General features: G+C 36.8%; 7 protein-coding genes. 1 reads left to right on the top strand and 6 read right to left on the bottom strand.

Annotated features, from left to right (window positions below; genetic code table 11):
- The 5 genes from VFS71_RS07690 to VFS71_RS07670 all read right to left on the bottom strand — a co-directional run.
- Positions 1 to 970: molybdopterin molybdotransferase MoeA (locus VFS71_RS07690; protein ID WP_326400346.1), on the bottom strand; the 970-nt coding region annotated here is incomplete at its 3' end.
- A 142-nt stretch (positions 971 to 1112) separates the two neighbouring features.
- Positions 1113 to 2081, bottom strand: a complete 969-nt coding sequence (locus VFS71_RS07685) for a transporter (RefSeq protein ID WP_326400345.1) — start codon at positions 2079 to 2081, stop codon at positions 1113 to 1115.
- Positions 2082 to 2087: 6 nt separating this feature from the next.
- A complete protein-coding gene (locus VFS71_RS07680) occupies positions 2088 to 3128 on the bottom strand; it encodes a cytochrome-c peroxidase (protein WP_326400344.1) in 1041 nt (346 codons plus the stop codon).
- A gap of 157 nt (positions 3129 to 3285) precedes the next feature.
- Positions 3286 to 4086, bottom strand: a complete 801-nt coding sequence (locus VFS71_RS07675; protein ID WP_326400343.1) for an MbnP family protein — start codon at positions 4084 to 4086, stop codon at positions 3286 to 3288.
- A 105-nt stretch (positions 4087 to 4191) separates the two neighbouring features.
- Entirely contained in the window at positions 4192 to 4587 is a 396-nt protein-coding gene (locus VFS71_RS07670; protein WP_326400342.1) for a hypothetical protein, read from the bottom strand.
- Between the two features lie 106 nt (positions 4588 to 4693).
- Here VFS71_RS07670 and VFS71_RS07665 point away from each other — a divergent pair, with 106 nt between their 5' ends.
- Positions 4694 to 5122, top strand: coding sequence for a hypothetical protein (locus tag VFS71_RS07665; RefSeq protein ID WP_326400340.1), 429 nt, complete (start codon positions 4694 to 4696; stop codon positions 5120 to 5122).
- 108 nt (positions 5123 to 5230) lie between these two features.
- Here the strand turns inward: VFS71_RS07665 and VFS71_RS07660 are convergent.
- Positions 5231 to 5981 (bottom strand): aminotransferase class III-fold pyridoxal phosphate-dependent enzyme (locus tag VFS71_RS07660; protein WP_326400338.1); only part of this gene is annotated, 751 nt, incomplete at its 5' end.

Below are 5981 nucleotides of genomic sequence, written 5' to 3'. Positions count from 1 at the left end.
AAAACAAAACAGCTTGTTTGTAATTTGCCTCAGCACCAGACATAATTGCCAATGTGGGCAAAACATACACATAAAAACAAGTTAGGCAAGCCGCAGGATTTCCAGGCAATGCGAAAATCATTTTATTATGCAACTTTCCTGCAAACAATGGTTTTCCAGGCTTTTGATTGACTTTGTGAAATAAAGTTTGCACGTGAAGTTCTTTTAAAGCCTTTGCCACAAAATCATAATCCCCAACAGATATTCCGCCAGAAACCAAAACCATCTCATTATTCGTTATCGCATCTTGGAGTATGTTTTTGGTGTTTTCAAAATCATCATTGACTTCATATAAGGTCACCGAATCATAATAAGCATCTATTAATGCGGAATGTAACATAATTCCATTGCTTTCATATACTTTCCCGTGTTCGAGTGGTGTACCGGGTTTGGCCAACTCATTGCCTGTGACCACAATTCCAATATTTGGTTTTTTATAAACTTTAACATGGGTAAAACCAAGTCCCGCCAAAAAACCTATAGCTGCGGAATTCAATAAAGTTCCTTTTTCGAGTGCCAAATCACCAGCAGAAATTTGCTCTCCAATGGGCCTAACATTCGTTTCTGGTTCTACCAATTCGTCCAGTAATAATTGGGTTCCGTTTGCAGCAACCAATTCAATCTGGATTACTGCTTGCGCCGAATCTGGTATAGCTGCTCCGGTAAAAATCTTGACAGCCTGTCCCGGAAGCAATTCCACTATATGAGAATCTCCCGCTTTTATTTCGCCAACAATTTCATAAACCAAATCATTGTGCAAACACAAAGCATAACCATCCATCGCCGATTGTCGAAAAGGAGGCATATTGATGAGTGACAAAAGAGATTCTGCCAAAATATGTTTTCTGGCTTGAGAAAGAGAATACTCCACTTTATGTAAAGCAGGCAAATTTTGTTCTAATATCGAAAAGGCTTCTTGAACGGAAATCATGCGTTATATTTTTTATAATATTCAAAAATACAATTCGAAAATGACTTTAATGGGAGGTTCCAAATAAAATATAAACACAAATTTCACGAATATAGTTATCTTTTTAAATTAGTCCTAATTCGTGAAATTTGTGTTCTGATTTTTACAAACTATAATTCAAATTTACCATCAAACGATAATTGGCTTCAATATTAGAACCTGCCAAATTTTGTGTAACCGGAAGCATGGCACTCATACCAAGAGAAAATTTATCTTTCCCAATTTCTAAACCAAATTTACTGAACAAAACATCTCCTGCAGTATTGGGCAAAACTTGTCCATGCTGTTTATTCGATTGGTAAACCTCACCTACCAAACCGAGATTCGGCATTATTTTTAAAGTATTGGCTTCCAATAAATAAAAGAACAATCCACCATAATTGAATTGGTTGCCATATTGATAGTTTTTACTATTTTCAGTTTTAAAAGTATAATCTAAAAGTAAATTCAGGCCTAAATTATTTTTTTGGATAACATAATCAGCTACCAAAAGGTAATCCCAACTGCCCGTTCCTACTTGAAAACTTTGATTAACAGTCCCCAGATTATTGGCTTCGTTGAACTTCCCTGTTGGCATTTTTACGCCACCACCCATTTGTAATTTATGAGTCAAGGTAATACTGTCTTTATGGGTTTGATACAAAGTGTACATCCCCATCACAGTGATATCGCCCAAACCTTGAATTTCTTCCTTTCCAGTCGTAAGTTCACGACTGTGGTGCTGAAAAGGAATCAATGTGAAAATCTGAATCCTTTCGGTAATTGGTATTTTTGACCAAATCTGGACCGTATTAAAATTTTCATCCACCCAAGGCGAATTGTCAAAGATCCCGTCTTTACTGGTATAGCTTTGATTCAAATAACGAACTCCCACAAAGTTTGAATTGAGCATAGAACCAAAACCCAATCCACCACTACTTGCCGAACAACCACAGGCATCACAGTCTTCATATTCATATTCGCTAAGCAATAACAGATTATGAAATTTATTGGCATAAATACTATCTTTCAACGGATTCGAAAAAGCCAATTGAAAACTACAAGCTAGGATTATAAAAAAATATTTTTTCATTGTATTTTAAAATTCTGAAAATCGCTTATCGGTTAGATATTGATTATCGGTTAATATTTTTAGAAAAGCAATTACTTGCGTTTTCTCTTGGCTGGTCAAAGCAATTCCGAGTTTGCCATTTTGATTTAAAATGGGGTCTAAAGTTTCGGAATCAACAACACCAGAAGCATAATGTTCCAGAACAGCCTCTAAAGTTCCAAAACGTCCATCGTGCATATAAGGAGCCGTCTTTTCAACGTTTCTCAAACTGGGCACTTTGAACTTATAATAATCCGTCGCCAATTGGGTCACGCGATAACGCCCTACATCATTTAACTTTGGATTGATTGCCAAGCCGTTGTTTCTAAAAGAATTGTCGGTCATCAAATCAGTGGCGTGACATGAACTGCATTTGGTTTTGAAAATATCATAGCCAGCCAACTCCTCTGTTGTCAAAGTTCCACCCGATTCGTTGCGACGGTATTTGTCGAAACGCGAATTACTGGAAGTCACCATCAACATAAATTGCGACAGAGCTTTGAGCATATTCTCGGAATTGATTTGACCGTCTTTGAATGCTGATGCAAACAGTTTTTGATAAGCTGCATCGGACTTCATCATGACAATAGCATCGGTAAAATTGCCGCTCATTTCAATTGAACTCGTGAACGGAATAATGGGTTGCAAATCGAGATGCGAAGCTGCACCATCATACATAAAGGTTGTTTGATAACCTAGATTTTGAATTGCCGGTGTATTTCTTGTCCCAATATTATCGCCTACCCCGTGACTAAAAACGTGACCATGATGGGTAAATGCATTCTCCTGAATATGACAAAAACCACAGGAAACCAATCCATCTGAAGACAATCTTCCGTCGTAGAACAACTTTTTACCGAGTTCAAATCCTTTCTCTGTTGGCTGATTCAATGTAATATTGTAAGCCAAAGGAGGAAAATTGGAAGGAACGGTAAACGCTAATGGCACATCAATATAGTCGTCATCAATATCATTGGAACAACTTAAAAACAACGGTATAATTAAACACAGAAAATATATTCTTTTCATGTTTTTTGAATGTTGAAAGAATTACTGAAGCTCTTAGGTTAGCCCCGATAGAGCCGATATCCCAGCTTGTTTTTTCTACAAGATGGAATAAAGGCGATAGCGGGAGAAAAGTGGTTATGAAAAACCAATCTTCTGCTCCTAAAAATTCAGCAATTTATTAGTCGTTGTGTACGTGTGCTACCGAGAACATTCCGTTTAAATTGGCAGTAATCAAAGGCAACTGAGTACCTCCCATAATCATAGCTCCCATTCCTCCCATATTGTTGTCTGAAAGCTTAATTTTATTGGTACCGTCAATGATTTTAGCCACATCGGCTATGACGTGAATTTCAGGAGTAATTGTGGTTCTCACCAAAGCATTTGAAGGCAGGGTCAAAGTAACTTCTGTATAGTTATAGTCCGTTCCGGTTTGTCCTGTATGCACCATAAATGAAGTATCTGTCGTTACCGAAGAAGAAGTGAAAGTCCCTTCGAAAGCCACAAATTTATACCCAGCTGACCAACTCCACAACATTCCTGCATCCTGTGCTTGGGTTAGAAAATCTCCTTGACCCGTAGCGCCCAATTCCCACTGTGCTTTATCAACTCCAATTCCGAATTTTATTTTGGTGTAATCGCCCGCAGGGATATTTTCCAATTCGATTTCGTGGCTATCGTCAGTCGCTTCATCAACAATAAAATAGCTGTCATTTTTTGGATAGGTAAGTGTTGTACCATCAGCTTTGGTCAAAACGATATTACTGATGATGTATTTTATTTGGCTAATTTTTAGAACTTCCCCTTGCGAAGTTGTGTTGGCCTGTGTATCTAAAATCAAGTCATTTGACCCAAAAGCATTATCAAATTCCACCACTAATTTTCCAGTACCTGTGATCGCTTCATCATCATTATTAGAACAGCCTACCAATACAGAGCCCATTGCCAAAACAGCAATTGCTTTATTTATTATGTTTTTCATTATTTAGTATTTCTTAATTTATTTAAAATGGGTGCGTGCGCAAAAACGTTTACAAACGACGAATATCATTTGCAACTATTGACACAAAAGTGTTTTTTATAAAATCTAAGAAATAAAAATGGGTGGTCGGAAAAGTGATTCCAAATGGGAATTGGAATATAAATTAGAATAGGTATTGCTATTGTTTTCTTTATCCAAAAATGATACAGAAGCAATAGAAAAAGTTTTGATTTCTTGAAAAAATAGTAGTTCAGCAAGAGGAGAATATCCCTTTTTATCGGAAGATGCAGGCTTTTCATTTTCGGCAGCTTTTGCCAATTCTTTCATCAAATGACATTTCCCGTTACAATGCATCATTGGCTTTGCCTTGTTTTCACAAAGTACCTTCGAGATGTATTCATAATTAACCACGTATTCTATAACCGGAAAAATCGGTTTTAGAAAAATGGCGATGATGAGTATGAATACGAAGTTTTTCACGGCACAAAGATAGCATACCATTTTTAAATTGAAATGACTTATATCAGTTTTTCACAAATTATCGTTAAAACATTAAACCTTTGACTATTACGGTCATCTTACATCTATAACTTAAAAACAAACAAATATGAAAAATTTAATTATTGCCTTAGTATTCGGAATGGGATTGACTGGTTTTGCACAAGAAACCACCCCACAACAAAACAAAGCCAGCATGGAAAAAATGACTCCAGAACAGCGTCAGCAAAAACATTTGGCTCGTCTAACCAAAGAATTGACTTTGGATGCCAAACAGCAAGAAGCAGTCAGTAAAATTTTGGCGGAGAAAAGCGCAAAAGCTCAAGACTTTAGAAATCAAAAAAACACTCGTAAATCTAGTGGCGAAAAAATGACCGACGCAGAAAGAGATGCATTCAGAACTAAAATGCAAGCAGAAAAAGCAGATACCGAAGCTAAAATGAAAGCCATCTTATCAGATGATCAATATAAAAAATGGCTTACAATAAGAGAAGAAAACAAAGAAAAAATAAAAGAAAAAAGAAGAGGAGGAATGTAGAGAATAATTTTGATTGAATCCTTTTTGACCTCAAATATGAATTCCACTTATTTACACCAATTAATTTGGGCAAATGAGTGGAATTTATGTTTTATTAATTGACGTTACTTAGAACGTTTTAGAAACTTTGTCAATTGCTTGAATAGTAAAATCCAAGTCTTCGTAAGTCAATGCATCAGTGATAAACCAAGTTTCATAAGCCGATGGTGCGATATAAACTCCTTCGGCAACTAATCCGTGGAAGAATTTCTTGAAAGTTTCATTATCTCCTGCAGCAGCAGATTGAAAATCAGTCACTGGATTCGCATCAAAATGAACCGAAATCATAGAACCTATTTGATTAATGGTAAAAACGACATTATTGGCTTTCAAAACTCTTTCGATTCCTGCGCCTAAATAAGCAGTTTTGTCTTCTAATCTTTTGAAAATTTCCCGATCGTTATCCAACGCCTGCAACATCGCCAATCCGGCCGCCATAGCCAATGGATTCCCCGACAAAGTTCCCGCTTGGTAAACAGGTCCCAATGGCGCTAGGAAATTCATAATTTCGGCACGTGCCGCAAAAGCTCCAACGGGTAATCCACCCCCGATTACTTTTCCGAAACAAACAATATCTGCATTGATGTTGAACAGTTCCTGCACACCACCTCTGGCCAATCTAAAGCCTGTCATTACCTCATCAAAAATCAATAAAATTCCGTCAGCCGTACATAACTCGCGTAATCCTTCCAAAAATCCTTTTACTGGTGGAATACATCCCATATTTCCAGCAACAGGTTCAACAATTATGGCTGCAATTTCATTTTTATTGGCTTCGATTAAAGTTTTCACATTCTCCAAATCATTGTATTTAGCAAGC

Origin of the sequence: Flavobacterium sp., assembly GCF_035760125.1 — a bacterium.
Lineage (GTDB): Bacteria > Bacteroidota > Bacteroidia > Flavobacteriales > Flavobacteriaceae > Flavobacterium.
Note: the sequence above shows the minus strand (reverse complement) of the source record. Positions and strands in the feature narration are given on the sequence as shown.

Coding starts and splice junctions, on each gene's coding strand:
- VFS71_RS07680 (WP_326400344.1), bottom strand. CDS start 3,128: ATGAAAAGAATATATTTTCTGTGTTTAATTATACCGTTGTTTTTAAGT.
- VFS71_RS07670 (WP_326400342.1), bottom strand. CDS start 4,587: ATGGTATGCTATCTTTGTGCCGTGAAAAACTTCGTATTCATACTCATC.
- VFS71_RS07675 (WP_326400343.1), bottom strand. CDS start 4,086: ATGAAAAACATAATAAATAAAGCAATTGCTGTTTTGGCAATGGGCTCT.
- VFS71_RS07665 (WP_326400340.1), top strand. CDS start 4,694: ATGAAAAATTTAATTATTGCCTTAGTATTCGGAATGGGATTGACTGGT.
- VFS71_RS07685 (WP_326400345.1), bottom strand. CDS start 2,081: ATGAAAAAATATTTTTTTATAATCCTAGCTTGTAGTTTTCAATTGGCT.